This window comes from Bacillus safensis, from assembly GCF_039619585.1.
Classification (GTDB): Bacteria; Bacillota; Bacilli; order Bacillales; family Bacillaceae; genus Bacillus; species Bacillus safensis.
In genome coordinates this window covers 158,370-174,181 of record NZ_CP154909.1, presented here as the reverse complement: position 1 = coordinate 174,181, position 15,812 = coordinate 158,370, and the positions used below count along the sequence as shown (strand labels likewise).

Genomic DNA, 15,812 nt, shown 5'->3' with positions numbered 1-15,812 from the left:
AAAATAGTGTAACAAATTTTTGACAGTGTGTTACGCTTATCAACCGGTAAAAACCTTAACATATCCTTAAATTTTCCCAAAACAAAAAAGAACGGGAACAAGTCCCGCTCTACCTACAATAGCTTTTCACCCATTAATGAACCAATTAACGCAACTGCCGCTTCAGCGGTTTTGTTTTTCTCATCTAAAACCGGATTTACTTCCACAAATTCAGCAGACGTTAAAATACCTGCCTCCTCTAAAAGCTCCATTGCGAGATGACTCTCCCGGTAACTAATGCCGCCTGCTACCGGAGTACCTACACCAGGGCATTCCGCTGGATCTAGCCCGTCTAAATCAAGTGATAGATGGACACCATCGGTTCTCTCCTTTAGATACGCAATCGCTTCCTCCATCACCCTTGTCATCCCTAAACGATCAATTTCATGCATCGTATACACTTTAATGCCTTTCTCTCGAATCAATGCCCGCTCTCCTTCATCTAAAGATCGAGCACCAATTATAACGACATTTTCAGGCTTCAATTTAGGCGAATAACCACCAATGTTCGTTAAATCTGCATGCCCAAAACCGAGACTGACAGCAAGCGGCATGCCATGAATATTTCCAGAAGGAGAGGTTTCCTCCGTATTCAAATCCCCGTGTGCATCATACCAAATGACACCTAAGTTTTCATAATGCTTGGCTACCCCAGCAAGTGTGCCTATCGCAATGCTGTGATCACCGCCTAAAATGAGCGGAAACGAACCAGATTGCACAATACTGTCAACCTTCTCAGCAAGCAGCTGATTTGCACCAGCATTCTCCGTCAAATTCTTCAGCTTTTCACTTGTATATAAACCTTTCTCATCATCTCTTTGTTCAACTGGAATATCTCCAAGATCCTCTACATCAAATGAGAGCGTTTCCAATTTTTCTTTTACGCCTGCACAACGAATCGCACTCGGGCCCATATCGACGCCCCTTCTCGTTTGACCCAAGTCCATTGGAACTCCAATAATCGTGACCTTCTTTTGCTCTCCCATATGTACATCCCCTTTCCGTTCATGCTTATATTTTACTTTCTTGATGCCTTCTGACTCAACTCGACAACATTTTGAATAGTTATACAGTCCCTCTGCCAACATAAAAAAAGACACCTTTTTCAAAAAGGTGTCTTAACTGGGCTAGCTGGATTCGAACCAACGCATGACGGAGTCAAAGTCCGTTGCCTTACCGCTTGGCTATAGCCCAAAAATGGTGGAGGGGGACGGATTCGAACCGCCGAACCCGGAGGGAGCGGATTTACAGTCCGCCGCGTTTAGCCACTTCGCTACCCCTCCACATATGGAATTGATAAAGAAAAAACAGTGCCGGCAAGAGGACTTGAACCCCCAACCTACTGATTACAAGTCAGTTGCTCTACCAGTTGAGCTACACCGGCATATGGTGGAGGATGACGGGCTCGAACCGCCGACCCTCTGCTTGTAAGGCAGATGCTCTCCCAGCTGAGCTAATCCTCCACATCATGGTGACCCGTACGGGATTCGAACCCGTGTTACCGCCGTGAAAGGGCGGTGTCTTAACCGCTTGACCAACGGGCCAGTTTGTCAAGTTTGTTGTTTCCGTGAAGCTGACAAAAGTTATTATATACAGGTTGTCCCCCTTTTGTAAAGGGGATTTTTATTTTTTTTATTTTCTAACTATTTACTCCCTATTCGTTCAACAATTTAACTGAAATATAATTTCAATATTCAAATATAATATTGAAATTTCATATCATACTCAATATACTGAAAATGAAGAAATAAGGAGGTATGTCACATGCAGCCATCTCAACTGCGTTCTTTGACAACAGAATCAAGAAACCCAAACACAATGGGAATTTCTCAAGCAGATCCGCTTGAAATACTCCAGATGATCAATGAAGAAGATATGAAGGTCGCTCAAGCAGTCAACCTTGTACTTCCACATGTCAAAACAGCAAGTGACTTTGCTTATGAATCCATCTCAAATGGAGGCAGACTCATTTATATAGGCGCCGGAACAAGCGGCAGAATTGGCGTAATGGATGCTGTCGAATGTCCCCCAACCTATAGCGTCTCACCTGATGTCATTGTAGGCATCATGGCAGGCGGAGACTCAGCCTTTTCTCAAGCTGCCGAAGATGTGGAAGACAGTGAAGAAGCCGGCAAACAGGATTTAGTACACATCCACCTGACATCAAAAGATACAGTCGTCGGTATTGCCGCAAGCGGCAGGACACCTTATATCATCGGCGCTTTAAACTATGCAAAGTCAATTGGAGCTAAAACAGTAGCACTCAGCTGCAATGAACAAGCAGAAATTAGCGAGCTTGCAGATTGCGCCATTGAGGTCATTGTAGGACCAGAAGCCATCACTGGGTCAACAAGAATGAAAGCAGCAGCCGCTCATAAAATGATTTTAAATATGCTTTCCACGTCTGTCATGATTAGACAAGGCAAAGTATATGAAAATCTGATGGTTGATGTAAAAGTCAGCAATCATAAATTAAAAGAACGCGCCATCACCATCATTCAACATGTGACAAACGCTTCCTACGAACAAGCCGTGAAGACTCTTGAAGCAGCAGACTTAGAAGTCAAAACGGCCATCGTCATGCTCCAAACAAACACAGACAAGAAAACAGCCAAAGATTTACTCAACAAAACGAATGGCCACATCGACAAAGCGATCTCACGTTATCAATCCTAAAGGAGGCAGAGCTCATGTCAGCAGGTGGACTTACCCTACTACACACAATCAAATCAAAGCTTCCCCAATCTGAAAAAATCATTGCAGACTATATCCTTGCCCATCCTGACAAAGTCATTAAAAGTACAGTACACGAAATCAGTCAGGCAGCCGGCGCAAGCAGCTCTGCAGTCATCCGTCTTTGTAAATCTCTCGGGCTGGATGGCTATCACGATTTAAAAATGCGGATCGCTGGAGATTTGATGCATGACGATAAACAAGGCTACAGAGATATCGAACAAGATGAACCGCTTCAATCCATTATTCAAAAAACAGCAGGAAACTCGATTCAATCGATCAAGGACACCGCTTCTATTTTAAATCCAGAAGCTTTAGAAAAGGCTGTTCAATTACTGCTGCATGCAAATCAAATTCATTTTATCGGTGTTGGTGCATCTGGCATCGTCGCAGCTGATGCCCAGCAGAAATTTCTCAGAATTAACTATGCAGCGACAGCCTTCACTGACATGCACATTGCATCTACGGTCATTGCAAATGCGGGAGAGAATGACATTGTGTTTGGTATCTCCTTTTCAGGAGAAACGTTAGACATCATTCAAGCCCTTCAGCTTGCAAAAGACAACCAAGTGAAAACCATTGCTTTAACACATCCAGGTCATACAAGCGTTTCTGCTTTATGTGATGTTCACCTATCGACGTCCGGTTCCAATGAAGCACCTTTTCGCAGTGCTGCCACTTCCTCTAGAATGGCACAGCTCTACTTAATTGATGTCTTGTTCCTCAGTTTAGCTTCTCGTCAATATGAAGAGACAGCGCAATATATTGACAAGACAAGGCATGCCATCCGCTCCATGAAACGAAAATCAAAGGGGGATTCAACATGAGTCATCAAAAGAAATATCAGCAGTTGGCGAAAGATATTCTTTCACTCTGTGGTGGTTCTGAAAATATCTCTTCCCATACACATTGTATGACAAGGCTCCGAATTACACCGATCGACAATGAAAAAGTTCACATCACAGCAATCAAAGAACTCGATGGCGTCATTGGCGTCGTCGAAGCAGAAACGCTTCAAATCATTTTAGGCACTGGCGTTGTCAACCAAGTATCAAGTGCGTTTGAAGAGCTGCTAAATGCCTCTGGCTCTTATGATTTAAACAACGAAGCACAAAAAAACAAGCAAGCCATTTCACAAAAGAACCGCACACCGTTCAAGCTGTTCTTACGGCGGATTGCCAGCATTTTCATTCCAATTATTCCGGCACTAGTTGCCTCAGGTCTGATTACCGGAATAACAAAAGCAATTGTGCAAGCAGGCTGGCTTGACGAAAAATCTCAAGCTGCGATTATTTTAACGGTTATCGGTTCTGGACTTTTCGCTTATCTCGGGATATTAGTCGGAACAAATGCCGCAAAGGAATTTGGAGGCTCTCCTGCATTAGGCGCATTAGCTGGTATCCTCATTATTAACCCAGCCTCCGCAGACATTATGTTATTTGGCACAAATATTCTACCAGGCAGAGGCGGACTCATCGGTGTTCTTCTAGCCGCCATCTTTATGGCACTTGTGGAAACCCGAATTAGACGCTTCGTCCCGCAATCACTTGATATCATCGTCACACCAACCATCACACTGCTCATTACAGGCATTTTCACGTACGTTGTCTTCATGCCAGTCGGCGGATTTATATCTGATGCCATCACCTCAGGACTGACTTATCTATTGAATATGGGCGGAATTTTCGCAGGATTTGTTCTTGGTGCTACCTTCCTCCCACTTGTTGTAACAGGACTTCACCAAGGGCTGACACCAATTCATATGGAACTCATCAATTCAATTGGAGATGACCCGCTTCTGCCAATTCTCGCTATGGGCGGTGCAGGACAGGTCGGCGCTGCATTCGCCATTTATATGAAAACAAAAAAGAAAAAGCTCAAAAGAGCCATCGCTGGCGGACTTCCTTCAGGGATGCTGGGGATTGGCGAACCACTCATTTTCGGTGTCACACTCCCGCTGGGACGACCATTTCTCACCGCTTGTCTTGGTGCAGGAATCGGCGGCGCATTTCAAGCCTACTTCCAAATTGCGACGAAAGCCATCGGGGTATCCGGTCTTCCATTAACCTTTATTGTTCACACACATCAAATGCTTCTTTACTTAATTGGACTATTCATCGCATATGTTGCTGGATTTTTCTTCACATACTTATTTGGGTTTCATGATGATATGGCTGTTGAATTCGAGGATCACAATCAATAAGGAGGTCTAGACCTTGAAGAAATGTTTTCTTTTGATCACATGTCTGCTCATGCTCCTTGGGTTACCAGTACAAACATTTGCAACTAGCTCCCATCCTGTATCGTCTTTGTCTAAAACAGCTCATGAAGAATATCCCGTCTTAAAAAAAGCAAAACGACCGGAACAAGTAGGTGTTTCTTCCAGGCAGCTGAGGAAGGTTGATCAAATGATTCAAAATGACATCAAAGCAGGATTTCCAGGAGCCGCTCTCATCATTATCAAGGACGGAAAGATCGTCCATCAAAAAGCCTATGGCTACCGGCAAAAATATGATGGCACAACAGAACTCAAATCGTATAAAAAAATGAAAAAAGATACACTATTCGATTTGGCATCCAATACAAAAATGTATGCGACCAACTATGCCCTGCAAAAGCTTGTCTACGAGAAAAAACTTGATGTCAGCGAAAAAGTACAGACCATCCTTCCAGATTTTCAGGATGAACCTGATGCAAAGGTAACCGGTAAAGACCAGCTTCGGGTAAAAGATCTTCTCACCCATTCTGCGGGTCTCCCTTCCAGTGTCTTATTTTATAGCAAAGAATCAGCTGGCTCTTTTTATTCTCAAGACAGAAAAACAACGATGAAATGGCTGCCAAAGGTACCGCTGCAATACAAGCCAGGTACCCAGCACATTTATAGTGACATTGATTACATGCTGCTAGGCATGATCATCGAGAAGAAAACAGGCATGCCTCTTGATCAATATGTAGAGTCAACAATTTATCGGCCGCTAGGTCTCAAACATACCATGTTCAATCCGCTGCAAAAAGGGTTCAAGCCGAAGCATTTTGCAGCAACTGAACGTTTAGGCAATTCACGAGACGGTGTCATCGATTTTGAAAACATCCGACGGTACACCCTGCTAGGTGAAGTACACGACGAGAAAGCATATTACTCAATGGCAGGTATCTCCGGCCACGCTGGACTTTTCTCGAACACCTCAGATATGGCCGTGCTGCTTCAGCTGATGCTTAATAAAGGAGGCTATGGAAAAACAACCATTTTTGATCAGGCTTCTATCGATCTCTTTACAGCCTCATCTGATACGAACCCAACTTACGGGCTAGGCTGGCGAAAAAACGGTCATACTGACATGGAATGGATGTTTGGAAAATATGCAAGTAACGAAGCCTATGGGCATACTGGCTGGACCGGCACAATGACGTTGATTGATCCTAAACACAATTTAGGTGTCGTGTTGCTGACGAATAAGAAACATTCACCCGTTGTTTCACCAGAAACAAATCCTAATCAATTTGAAGGCGACCTGTTCCCAACTGGTACTTATGGAAGCATCATGACCGCAATCTACGAATCTTTTCAGTAAAAGGAGGAATTCGATGTTGAAAGCTCTCTTCCCCGCTGCACTGGTTTTAGCCCTGCTAACCTCTTCCATTCCAACGGAAAAGGTTAGCTCTGCCTCTCTGCCAACCGCTAAACAAATGGTTCAAGACATGTCACTGGATGAAAAGATAGGTCAAATGCTCATGCCGGACTTTCGCAATTGGCAAACAAAAGATGACTCCACACCTACAGGCTTCACAAAGATGAATAACGAAGTATCTCATCTTGTAGAAAAATATCATCTAGGCGGTGTCATCTTATTTGCCGAAAATGTCGTTGATACGGAACAAACCGTGAAACTCACCCATGAATTTCAAAAAGCATCACCAAACATTCCTTTACTCATTTCCATTGATCAAGAAGGCGGAATCGTCACAAGGTTACAAAAGGGAACACATTTCCCAGGAAATATGTCGATTGGTGCCTCTAGAAGCAAAAAAAATGCATATGACACAGGAAAAATCATCGGAAAAGAATTAAACGCCTTAGGCATCAATACAAACTTCTCTCCTGTGCTTGATGTGAATAATAACCCAAACAACCCCGTCATTGGTGTCCGTTCCTTTAGCTCTGATCCTGCTCTTGTCTCTAGACTTGGCCTTCAAACCATGAAAGGACTTCAAAAGGAAAAGACCATTTCCACACTAAAACATTTCCCGGGACATGGTGATACAGCCGTCGATAGTCACTACGGCTTGCCGCTCGTAGAGCATGACCTAGATCGTTTAAAAAGGGTTGAGCTGTATCCGTTCCAACAAGCGATCAATGCTGGTGCAGATATGGTCATGACCGCTCATGTGCAATTTCCTGCCATTGATGACACAACGTATCGAAGCAAAAAAGATGGCGAGGACATCATGGTTCCAGCAACCTTATCAAAAAAAGTTATCACAAACTTATTAAAAGAAGAGATGGGCTTTCAAGGTGTTGTTGTGACAGACGCTCTAAATATGAAAGCGATTGCAGATAATTTTGGACAGGAAGAAGCCGTAGTGATGGCCATTAAAGCAGGCGTCGACATCGCTCTCATGCCAGCACCAATCACCTCATTAAAAACAGAGAAAAACCTAGAGAATGTATTCAATGCTGTCAAACAAGCGATTTTAAAGAAAGAGATTCCGATGTCGCAGATTAACGAATCTGTCGAAAAAATTCTTCAATTGAAAATCAAACGCGGCATTATTTCCTCCAAAAAACCAATCAGTCTTGAGAAAAAAATCAAAAAAGCCACTCAAGTCGTCGGGAAAAAGTCGCACCTTAAAGCAGAACAAAAAATGGCACGTGAAGGAATCACCCTGCTTAAAAACAACAAAAAGACCTTACCTTTCAAGCCTAAAAAGAATGACAAAATCGTGGTCATGGCACCTTACGAAGATCAGACTAAAGCAATGTCTGTCACAGTCGAATCTCTCATGAAACAAAAAAAGATCAAGCCTGTACGCATCCAGTCATATGCTTTTGCGGATAAAACGTTCACCAAAGATACAGCCAAACTGATTCAAGAAGCTAACTATGTCATCACTGGCTCTTACGTTGTCCAAAATGATCCAGCTGTGAATGATGGCGTAATTGATGACAATGTCCAGGATCCGAAAAAATGGGCTACTGCCTTCCCTCGTGCTGTCATGAAAGAAGCAGCAGCACAAAACAAAAAAATGGTCATCATGAGTCTTAGAAATCCTTATGATGCGGCAAATTTTGAAGAAGCCGATGCCTTACTAGCTGTGTACGGTTTTAAAGGCTACTCAAACGGACAATTCAATCAGCCAAATATTCCTGCTGGACTAGAAGTGATATTTGGAGCTGCATCACCTAAAGGGAAACTGCCAGTTGATATCCCATCTGTCACTCATCCAAATCAAACCCTTTACCCATTCGGCTATGGCCTCAACTTGAAAGGGAAACAGATCAAATAGGAGGGATTCTCTTGAAGAAAACAGTCAGTTTCATACTCGCAAGCTTTCTCATGATGAGCACATTGACCGCCGCCTCTCCCGCAGAAGAACGAACAGATACAAAAGGAAAAAAAGCAGCAGTCAAAACAGGGATCGAAACACTTCTCTCAAGCAACCTTTCATGGCTAAAAGGGAAAAGAGTTGGTCTCATTACCAACCCGACTGGCATTGATGAAAATATGAAAAGCAGTGTCGATCTCCTATTTGAACATCCAAATATCAAGCTCACTGCTTTATATGGACCTGAACACGGCGTGCGCGGCGATGCACAAGCAGGAGAAGGCGTCGAATCCTATACCGATGAAAAAACAGGTCTTCCTGTTTACTCTCTTTATGGAAAAACAAGAAAACCAACTCCTGAAATGCTGAAAAATGTAGATGTCCTGCTGTTTGATATTCAAGACGTTGGTGCTCGTTATTACACCTATATTTACACAATGGCCTATGCGATGGAAGCCGCTAAAGAAAACAACATTCCCTTTGTTGTCCTAGACCGCCCAAATCCCATTGGCGGACTAAAAGTAGAAGGACCTGTTTTAGAGCCTGAACACGCCTCATTTGTAGGGCTCTATCCAATCCCATTAAGACATGGAATGACCACTGGTGAGCTTGCAAAACTGTTTAACAAAGAGTTTCATATCAATGCTGATGTAACAGTCATCAAAATGAAAAATTGGAAGCGGTCCATGACATTCGATGATACAAAGCTGCCGTTCGTCCTTCCTTCTCCTAACATGCCAACAGTGGATAGTACCTTTGTATATCCTGCCACAGGATTAATTGAAGGCACAAATGTCTCTGAAGGCAGAGGAACGACAAAACCATTCGAGCTCATTGGTGCACCATATATCAATAGCAGCGAGCTGGCAGATCACTTAAATCAGCTAAAACTAAAAGGCGTTCAATTTAGACCTGTGTCATTCACCCCCACATTTTCTAAACATGCCGGTACACTATCTCATGGTGTGCAGTTATACGTCACAGACCGCTCATCCTTCGAAGCGGTGAAAACGGGGTTATCCATTATCAAAGCAATACATGATTTATACCCTAATGACTTTCAGTTCCTTCAAACAGGCAGCTTTGACAAACTCATCGGGAATGGCTGGATGAAAGAAGAGATCAATAAAGGAACTTCCGTCAAACACATTATGAAACGCTATCATCACGACCTTAAAACATTCGAAAAGAAGCGAAAAAAATATCTCATCTATTAAATCACAGAAAAAACCTCCATCTATCAAAGGATGGAGGTTTTTTTTATGAGAAAGATTTGGTCACAGCAGGTGCTTTCAGCTCAAAACGATTGAGTAAGAAACCAAACAAGGCAGCAAGCACTTGCTGAAACAGCATGCCAATCACCACAGGAACAGCGACAGCAGGCGGGAAAAAGCTAATGGCAAGCACAGCCCCCGCACTAATGTTTCTCATACCGCCCGTATACACGATGGCCACAATCTCTCCTTGAGTACATTTCATCGTCTTTCCAATCAACCATGCAAACGCATATCCGCTCATCGCAATGAGAAACACAGTCGCTGCCTTGCTAAAAAATGCGGCATCCAGTTCACGCAAGTATGGCGCAACAACAGAACTGTTAATCGACACCACTACAAACAAGCCTATTTTTGAAAAAGGTGACAGTGTCTGACTGATCATTTTCGTCACAGCAGGCTTTGCATAGTGACGAACGAGCATGCCTAAAATAGATGGAAGCACCACCATCCCAAACAGCCCTTTCATGATCGCGACCATGTCCATATGAACCTGTGTACCGGCTAAAAGTGACAAACTGGCTGGCACAATCAATGGCGAAAGCAATGTATCAATTAAAATAATGGATAATGTTAACCCAACATTCCCCTTATACATTGCCGCCCATATTAAACTAGAAACTCCAGTGGGAATCACCATTGCCAGTGTCAAACCGGTGATGGTCATGGCATCACCCGCAAATATGAGATGTCCCGCTGACCAAGCATAAAGAGGCATCAACACGTGTAAAATCATAAACGATAAAATCAAAGGCAATGGGTGCATCACCGTATGCTTTAAAGCCGAAAAAGTAGAAGACAAACTCCCTGCAAAGGTCATCACAGCAAATACCCATGGCACCAAAAACGTAAAATCCTTTAAATAGGCCGCCAACAAAACACCGAGTAACACACTAAAAGGTGTAATGAGCGGCATCATCCGGCCGAGCACTTGATTCAAACGCACAAGCATGCCGGCCACCTCCATCCCTTCACTTTCTTACCTTTTCTATTGTAACAGACAGAAAGGTCTTTTTAAGAACCATTCACTTGTTTCACAAGCTTTTGACTTGATGTATCCATTCCAACTACGTCCACCTGGACGCCATTTGCTTGATACCTTTCCTTTATACGTTCTATCGCTGCTACGCCTGATTCATCCCATATACGTGCTTCAGACAAATCAATCACAACAGATTGAAGTTCTTTCCCCTGATGGAAAGCTTGGATCAAATCAGTGACAGAAGCAAAGAAAATTTGTCCTTTAACTCGATATTCCCAAGTACCTGCCTGGCTTTCTTTAGACGTAATATGAAGCTTCGATATCTTTGCGACAAAGAATACCGCACTAAGCAGTACACCTGCAAAAACGCCTTTTGATAAATCATGAGTCAACACCACCGTCACGACCGTGACAACCATCACAATAGAATCTGTTTTCGGATTCTTTTTTAGCTGCTGAAAGGAACTCCAATCAAATGTGCCAATGGAAACCATGAACATCACAGCCACTAGAGCAGCCATCGGAATTTGAACCACGACATCACCTAGTACAAAAATCAGCACCATTAAAAAAGCACCCGCTACAAAGGTAGAAAGCCGGCCTCGTCCTCCTGCCTTCGTATTAATCACAGATTGGCCAATCATCGCACAACCAGCCATACCGCCAAAGAATCCCGCAACCACATTGGCAATCCCTTGACCTCTCGCTTCCTTGTTCTTATTACTAGACGTCTCTGTCATATCATCGACAATCTGTGCGGTTAAAAGAGACTCAAGTAAACCAACCATCGCAAGTGCTAAAGAATAAGGAAAAATGATAGCAAGTGTTTCCCAGCTAAACGGAACTTGAGGAATCAGAAAAACAGGCAAAGAACTAGGAAGCTCTCCCATATCTCCAACTGTTCTAACATCAATATGTCCAAATACAGCCAATATCGTCATTACAATAATGGCAATGAGTGGGGAAGGTATCACCTTTATCACCATAGGCAATAAATAAATGATCAGCAGGGCACCACCTGTCATCATATACATGGCTAATGATTCCCCAACGAAATGTGGAAGCTGAGCCATGAAGATCATAATAGCCAACGCATTGACAAAGCCAACCATGACGGACCTCGGAATAAATTTCATCAAACGAGACACTCGGCACAATCCGAACACAATTTGAATCAAACCCGTCAAAATCGTAGCTGCAAACAAATATTGCAACCCATGATCAGCAACCAAATTAACCATGACGAGAGCCATAGCCCCTGTTGCAGCCGAAATCATGCCTGGACGTCCACCAACAAACGAAATCACAATCGCAATACAAAAAGATGCATACAACCCGACTTTCGGATCAACGCCCGCAATAATCGAAAACGCAATGGCCTCAGGAATTAAAGCCAGTGCGACTAATATACCCGCAAGAACGTCCTGACGTACATGTCCAAACCATTCTTGCTTTACAAATAAATCTTTCAAACCATCTACTCCTTTTTATATACATTCCGTACATGGAAAAAGAAGATCAACTATACCTGGAGATGAAGAAAGGAAAAACAAACGATACTTCACTTTCGGGGGAAAAGAGGAACGTACAGAGTCTTTTGATATAGAGGATATCACTTTAGTAAGAATAAAAGAAAGAGACTGAAGAATCAAGAACAAAAAGAAGGAGATAAGTAAAAAAGCGATGCAACAATGCTGTGCAAGCCGTTTTCTTCGCTTTCCTAAAGTCATCAGTCTATTGATCATCGAGCAATTTAATATATATGTAAACAAACAAAAAAAGCCTTCTCATCATCGAGAAACCTTGTCATATCAACATATAGAGGAAAGCTTCCAAGCGGGCTCGAACCGCTGACCTCTTCCTTACCATGGAAGTGCTCTACCTACTGAGCTATGGAAGCATGGCTCCGCAGGTAGGACTCGAACCTACGACCGATCGGTTAACAGCCGATAGCTCTACCACTGAGCTACTGCGGAATAATAAAGTAACTTCTTCCATTGGAAGGATATAAACAAAAAGCTTGGCGGCGTCCTACTCTCACAGGGGGAAACCCCCAACTACCATCGGCGCTGAAGAGCTTAACTTCCGTGTTCGGTATGGGAACGGGTGTGACCTCTTCGCTATCGCCACCAAACCTGATGGAGAGAATGTTCTCTCAAAACTAGATAACAATGTTCATGCTTCACATTAGAATATAGGTTAAGTCCTCGATCTATTAGTATCTGTCAGCTCCACGTGTCACCACGCTTCCACCTCAGACCTATCAACCTGATCATCTTTCAGGGATCTTACTTCCTTGCGGAATGGGAAATCTCATCTTGAGGGGGGCTTCATGCTTAGATGCTTTCAGCACTTATCCCGTCCGCACATAGCTACCCAGCGATGCCCTTGGCAGAACAACTGGTACACCAGCGGTGCGTCCATCCCGGTCCTCTCGTACTAAGGACAGCTCCTCTCAAATTTCCTGCGCCCGCGACGGATAGGGACCGAACTGTCTCACGACGTTCTGAACCCAGCTCGCGTACCGCTTTAATGGGCGAACAGCCCAACCCTTGGGACCGACTACAGCCCCAGGATGCGATGAGCCGACATCGAGGTGCCAAACCTCCCCGTCGATGTGGACTCTTGGGGGAGATAAGCCTGTTATCCCCGGGGTAGCTTTTATCCGTTGAGCGATGGCCCTTCCATGCGGAACCACCGGATCACTAAGCCCGACTTTCGTCCCTGCTCGACTTGTAGGTCTCGCAGTCAAGCTCCCTTGTGCCTTTACACTCTGCGAATGATTTCCAACCATTCTGAGGGAACCTTTGGGCGCCTCCGTTACATTTTAGGAGGCGACCGCCCCAGTCAAACTGCCCACCTGACACTGTCTCCCTGCCCGATAAGGGCAGCGGGTTAGAAGGTCAATACAGCCAGGGTAGTATCCCACCGATGCCTCCACCGAAGCTAGCGCTCCGGTTTCCAAGGCTCCTACCTATCCTGTACAAGCTGTACCAACATTCAATATCAGGCTGCAGTAAAGCTCCACGGGGTCTTTCCGTCCTGTCGCGGGTAACCTGCATCTTCACAGGTACTATAATTTCACCGAGTCTCTCGTTGAGACAGTGCCCAGATCGTTGCGCCTTTCGTGCGGGTCGGAACTTACCCGACAAGGAATTTCGCTACCTTAGGACCGTTATAGTTACGGCCGCCGTTTACTGGGGCTTCAATTCGCACCTTCGCTTACGCTAAGCGCTCCTCTTAACCTTCCAGCACCGGGCAGGCGTCAGCCCCTATACTTCGCCTTACGGCTTCGCAGAGACCTGTGTTTTTGCTAAACAGTCGCCTGGGCCTATTCACTGCGGCTTCTCGGGGCTTTAACACCCTAAGAAGCACCCCTTCTCCCGAAGTTACGGGGTCATTTTGCCGAGTTCCTTAACGAGAGTTCTCTCGATCACCTTAGGATTCTCTCCTCGCCTACCTGTGTCGGTTTGCGGTACGGGCACCTCTCACCTCGCTAGAGGCTTTTCTTGGCAGTGTGGAATCAGGAACTTCGCTACTAAATTTCGCTCGCCATCACAGCTCAGCCTTTACGGGAAACGGATTTGCCTATTTCCCAGCCTAACTGCTTGGACGCGGATATCCAATACCGCGCTTACCCTATCCTCCTGCGTCCCCCCATTGCTCAAATGGTGAGGAGGTGGTACAGGAATATCAACCTGTTGTCCATCGCCTACGCCTTTCGGCCTCGGCTTAGGTCCCGACTAACCCTGAGCGGACGAGCCTTCCTCAGGAAACCTTAGGCATTCGGTGGACGGGATTCTCACCCGTCTTTCGCTACTCATACCGGCATTCTCACTTCTAAGCGCTCCACCAGTCCTTCCGGTCTGGCTTCACAGCCCTTAGAACGCTCTCCTACCACTGTTCGTAAGAACAGTCCGCAGCTTCGGTGATACGTTTAGCCCCGGTACATTTTCGGCGCAGAGTCACTCGACCAGTGAGCTATTACGCACTCTTTAAATGGTGGCTGCTTCTAAGCCAACATCCTGGTTGTCTAAGCAACTCCACATCCTTTTCCACTTAACGTATACTTTGGGACCTTAGCTGGCGGTCTGGGCTGTTTCCCTTTCGACTACGGATCTTATCACTCGCAGTCTGACTCCCAAGGATAAGTCATCGGCATTCGGAGTTTGACTGAATTCGGTAACCCGGTAGGGGCCCCTAGTCCAATCAGTGCTCTACCTCCGAGACTCTTACCTTGAGGCTAGCCCTAAAGCTATTTCGGAGAGAACCAGCTATCTCCAGGTTCGATTGGCATTTCACCCCTACCCACACCTCATCCCCGCACTTTTCAACGTGCGTGGGTTCGGGCCTCCATTCAGTGTTACCTGAACTTCACCCTGGACATGGGTAGATCACCTGGTTTCGGGTCTACGACCACGTACTCATGCGCCCTATTCAGACTCGCTTTCGCTGCGGCTCCGCATCTTCTGCTTAACCTTGCACGGGATCGTAACTCGCCGGTTCATTCTACAAAAGGCACGCCATCACCCGTTAACGGGCTCTGACTACTTGTAGGCACACGGTTTCAGGATCTATTTCACTCCCCTTCCGGGGTGCTTTTCACCTTTCCCTCACGGTACTGGTTCACTATCGGTCACTAGGGAGTATTTAGCCTTGGGAGATGGTCCTCCCGGATTCCGACGGAATTTCACGTGTTCCGCCGTACTCAGGATCCACTCTGGAGAGAACAACATTTCAGTTACAGGGCTGTTACCTTCTTTGGCGGGCCTTTCCAGACCTCTTCGCTTATATCGTTCCTTTGTAACTCCGTATAGAGTGTCCTACAACCCCAAGAGGCAAGCCTCTTGGTTTGGGCTGTTCCCGTTTCGCTCGCCGCTACTCAGGGAATCGCATTTGCTTTCTCTTCCTCCGGGTACTTAGATGTTTCAGTTCCCCGGGTATGCCTTCTCATACTCTATGTATTCAAGTATGGATACTACTCCATTACGAGCAGTGGGTTTCCCCATTCGGAAATCTCCGGATCAAAGCTTGCTTACAGCTCCCCGAAGCATATCGGTGTTCGTCCCGTCCTTCATCGGCTCCTAGTGCCAAGGCATCCACCGTGCGCCCTTTCTAACTTAACCATTTCTTACTTTAGAAAGAATCACTATGTGTGATGAACTTTGCATTGCATTCAATGTGAATGTATTACTTATTGTTATCTAGTTTTCAAAGAACAATCCTGTCTCGCTAGAGAC

The 15,812-nt window shown here is 45.0% G+C and carries 9 protein-coding genes, 7 tRNA genes and 2 rRNA genes; 6 read left to right on the top strand and 12 right to left on the bottom strand.

Translation table 11 applies throughout. The features are described 5' to 3' along the window. Positions 1-113 precede the first annotated feature (113 nt). The 6 genes from rocF to AAYR28_RS00995 form a co-directional block, all read right to left on the bottom strand. Positions 114-1,025 carry an arginase gene (gene rocF / locus AAYR28_RS01020; protein WP_024424450.1) on the bottom strand — a complete coding sequence of 304 codons (912 nt, stop codon included), beginning with the start codon at positions 1,023-1,025 and terminating at the stop codon, positions 114-116. A 136-nt stretch (positions 1,026-1,161) separates the two neighbouring features. Next, a tRNA-Gln gene (locus tag AAYR28_RS01015) sits at positions 1,162-1,233 on the bottom strand. A gap of 4 nt (positions 1,234-1,237) precedes the next feature. After that, positions 1,238-1,322 (bottom strand) — tRNA-Tyr (locus AAYR28_RS01010). A gap of 28 nt (positions 1,323-1,350) precedes the next feature. Continuing rightward, positions 1,351-1,423: transfer RNA gene (locus AAYR28_RS01005), tRNA-Thr, on the bottom strand. Positions 1,424-1,426: 3 nt separating this feature from the next. Next, a tRNA-Val gene (locus tag AAYR28_RS01000) sits at positions 1,427-1,502 on the bottom strand. A 6-nt stretch (positions 1,503-1,508) separates the two neighbouring features. Then, positions 1,509-1,583, bottom strand: a tRNA-Glu gene (locus tag AAYR28_RS00995). A 220-nt stretch (positions 1,584-1,803) separates the two neighbouring features. Between AAYR28_RS00995 and murQ the strand changes: the two genes are divergently transcribed. The 6 genes from murQ to AAYR28_RS00965 are packed head-to-tail and all read left to right on the top strand — an operon-like array spanning position 1,804 to position 9,533. Further along, positions 1,804-2,715 (top strand): N-acetylmuramic acid 6-phosphate etherase, encoded by a 912-nt coding sequence (gene murQ, locus AAYR28_RS00990; RefSeq protein ID WP_120208539.1) that lies wholly within the window; start codon positions 1,804-1,806, stop codon positions 2,713-2,715. A 14-nt stretch (positions 2,716-2,729) separates the two neighbouring features. Then, positions 2,730-3,599 carry a MurR/RpiR family transcriptional regulator gene (locus AAYR28_RS00985; RefSeq protein ID WP_041106088.1) on the top strand — a complete coding sequence of 290 codons (870 nt, stop codon included), beginning with the start codon at positions 2,730-2,732 and terminating at the stop codon, positions 3,597-3,599. Further along, entirely contained in the window at positions 3,596-4,975 is a 1,380-nt protein-coding gene (locus AAYR28_RS00980; protein WP_041115368.1) for a PTS transporter subunit EIIC, read from the top strand. Before AAYR28_RS00985 ends, AAYR28_RS00980 begins: the two co-directional genes overlap by 4 nt. A gap of 13 nt (positions 4,976-4,988) precedes the next feature. After that, the gene (pbp4b, locus tag AAYR28_RS00975) at positions 4,989-6,344 is read left to right on the top strand and encodes a penicillin binding protein PBP4B (RefSeq protein WP_120208542.1); all 1,356 of its coding nucleotides are present in this window, start codon (positions 4,989-4,991) and stop codon (positions 6,342-6,344) included. A 13-nt stretch (positions 6,345-6,357) separates the two neighbouring features. Continuing rightward, positions 6,358-8,277 (top strand): glycoside hydrolase family 3 protein, encoded by a 1,920-nt coding sequence (locus AAYR28_RS00970; protein WP_120208544.1) that lies wholly within the window; start codon positions 6,358-6,360, stop codon positions 8,275-8,277. Positions 8,278-8,327: 50 nt separating this feature from the next. After that, positions 8,328-9,533: an exo-beta-N-acetylmuramidase NamZ family protein gene (locus tag AAYR28_RS00965; RefSeq protein ID WP_416807725.1), complete on the top strand. Its 1,206-nt coding sequence runs from the start codon at positions 8,328-8,330 to the stop codon at positions 9,531-9,533. Between the two features lie 43 nt (positions 9,534-9,576). On the opposite strand, the gene AAYR28_RS00960 is transcribed toward AAYR28_RS00965, so the two are convergent. From AAYR28_RS00960 to AAYR28_RS00935, 6 genes are all read right to left on the bottom strand, one after another. Further along, positions 9,577-10,542 (bottom strand): bile acid:sodium symporter family protein, encoded by a 966-nt coding sequence (locus tag AAYR28_RS00960; protein ID WP_024424456.1) that lies wholly within the window; start codon positions 10,540-10,542, stop codon positions 9,577-9,579. A 62-nt stretch (positions 10,543-10,604) separates the two neighbouring features. Next, a complete protein-coding gene (locus AAYR28_RS00955; protein ID WP_120208549.1) occupies positions 10,605-12,044 on the bottom strand; it encodes a SulP family inorganic anion transporter in 1,440 nt (479 codons plus the stop codon). A gap of 355 nt (positions 12,045-12,399) precedes the next feature. Then, a tRNA-Thr gene (locus AAYR28_RS00950) sits at positions 12,400-12,472 on the bottom strand. Between the two features lies 1 nt (position 12,473). Then, a tRNA-Asn gene (locus AAYR28_RS00945) sits at positions 12,474-12,548 on the bottom strand. A gap of 42 nt (positions 12,549-12,590) precedes the next feature. Continuing rightward, positions 12,591-12,706 (bottom strand): 5S ribosomal RNA (gene rrf / locus AAYR28_RS00940). 61 nt (positions 12,707-12,767) lie between these two features. After that, a 23S ribosomal RNA gene (locus AAYR28_RS00935) occupies positions 12,768-15,698 on the bottom strand. Positions 15,699-15,812: the final 114 nt, after the last annotated feature.

Excerpts from the sequence above, each read along its gene's own strand:
- rocF (WP_024424450.1), bottom strand. The coding sequence starts at position 1,025 with ATGGGAGAGCAAAAGAAGGTCACGATTATTGGAGTTCCAATGGACTTG.
- murQ (WP_120208539.1), top strand. The coding sequence starts at position 1,804 with ATGCAGCCATCTCAACTGCGTTCTTTGACAACAGAATCAAGAAACCCA.
- AAYR28_RS00985 (WP_041106088.1), top strand. The coding sequence starts at position 2,730 with ATGTCAGCAGGTGGACTTACCCTACTACACACAATCAAATCAAAGCTT.
- AAYR28_RS00980 (WP_041115368.1), top strand. The coding sequence starts at position 3,596 with ATGAGTCATCAAAAGAAATATCAGCAGTTGGCGAAAGATATTCTTTCA.
- AAYR28_RS00970 (WP_120208544.1), top strand. The coding sequence starts at position 6,358 with ATGTTGAAAGCTCTCTTCCCCGCTGCACTGGTTTTAGCCCTGCTAACC.
- AAYR28_RS00965 (WP_416807725.1), top strand. The coding sequence starts at position 8,328 with ATGATGAGCACATTGACCGCCGCCTCTCCCGCAGAAGAACGAACAGAT.
- AAYR28_RS00960 (WP_024424456.1), bottom strand. The coding sequence starts at position 10,542 with ATGCTTGTGCGTTTGAATCAAGTGCTCGGCCGGATGATGCCGCTCATT.